This is a genomic window from Streptomyces sp. NPDC047022 (genome assembly GCF_040644155.1).
Lineage (GTDB): Bacteria > Actinomycetota > Actinomycetes > Streptomycetales > Streptomycetaceae > Streptomyces.
The window spans coordinates 1-1491 of sequence record NZ_JBEYVV010000102.1; the positions used below are offsets into that span (position 1 = coordinate 1).

Consider the following 1491-nt stretch of genomic DNA (forward strand, 5'->3'; position numbering starts at 1 on the left):
GGGGGTGCCTCTATGTCTTTCGTCAAGCGAGGCGTGGGGTTCTGGGTTCGTAGAAGGTGCCGTCGCGGAGCATCGCGAAGAGCACGCTGATGCGGTGGCGGGCCAGTCGGAGAAGCGCTTGGGTGTGGGTCTTTCCGCGGGCCCGGCAGCGGTCGTAGTAGGTGCGGGAGGCGGGATCGTGCAGGGCGGCGAACGCGGACAGGAACATCGCGCGTTTGAGTTGCCGGTTGCCGCCTCTGGGCGCATGTTCTCCATGGATCGAGGTCCCCGACGACTTGGTCGTCGGGGCAAGACCGGCGTAGGAGGCCAGGTGAGCGGCGGTGGGGAAGCTGGTGCCGTCGCCGACGGTGACCAGCAGCGTGGCGGCGGTCCTGACCGCGACCCCGGGAATCGAGGTCAGGACCGCGGAAAGAGGGTGAGCCTCCAGCAGCTGTCCGATCTGCGCTTCCAGGGCTCGTCGCTGTTCGTGGACGGCAGCGAGTGAACGGGCCAGGGACGGGATCACGACGTCGAGGGTGCCGGTGCCCGGGACCACGACGGTCTGCTCGTCGAGCGCGTCGAAGACCTGGTCGATCAGCCGGGCGGCCATGCGCGGAGCCTTCGGCCGGATCACCTCAACGAGCCTGTGGCGACCGGCCTTTTTCAGCGCAGCGGGGGATCCGTAGCGTTCCAGCAGCCAGGTCACCGCGGGGTGGTCCAGGCGTGGGCCGAGGACGCGCTCGAGGCTGGGGTGGAACTGGGTGAGCAGGCCGCGTATCCGGTTGGAGGTGCGGGTCGCCTCGGCGGCGAGGTCCTGATCGAATCCCACCAGCACGGTCAGCTCGGCGGTGATTTCGTCGGTCAGCTGAAGCGAGCGCAGGGTGTGCGGCATGGTCCGTGCGGCGTCCGAGATCACCGCGGCGTCCTTCGCGTCGGTCTTCGCCTCGCCCGGGTAGAGATCGGCAATCCGCCGCATCGAGAGTCCGGGCAGGTAGGCAACCCTGCAGCCGGCGTCCCGGGCGACGGTCAGGGGCAGGGCTCCGATGGAAGCGGGCTGGTCCACGATGACCAGCACGGTGCCGAATTTCGCGGCCAGTTTGTCGAAGACGGCCCGCAGCTTCGGCTCGCTGTTGGGCAGCTGCTTGTCGAAGACCTTCTTGCCTGCCGGGGTGAGACCGTGCCCGTGATGGGCGCTCTTGCCGACGTCCAGGCCGAGGAAGACGCCCACGTCGTCGATGTCGTACAACCCATCCTCCTGAACCGAGTTCGTGCGGTGCTGGCCAGGGCGTTGGCGTCGTATGCGCGCATCCACGTTATGCAGACCTGCCGCCCGCGGGATGCCGGGCATTGCGCCAGACCAGGCGGTGGTCAGACCTCTCATCAGCGTCTCCAACGGCGCCTCTCGGGCCCGGTGACACCACCCCCCAGGTCATCCGTTCGACAGGGGGGAACAGTCATGCCGGGCCCGGAGGCCAGCGGCCCTCTTGCAGGACCGCGCAAAACATAACGGGG

Annotated in this window: 1 protein-coding gene; it reads right to left on the minus strand. The window is 68.3% G+C overall.

Features of this window, described 5'->3' with window-relative positions:
* Nucleotides 1-22: 22 nt before the first annotated feature.
* Entirely contained in the window at nt 23-1225 is a 1203-nt protein-coding gene (locus ABZ845_RS31935) for an IS110 family transposase (protein WP_360987054.1), read from the minus strand.
* Between the last annotated feature and the right edge of the window lie 266 nt (nt 1226-1491).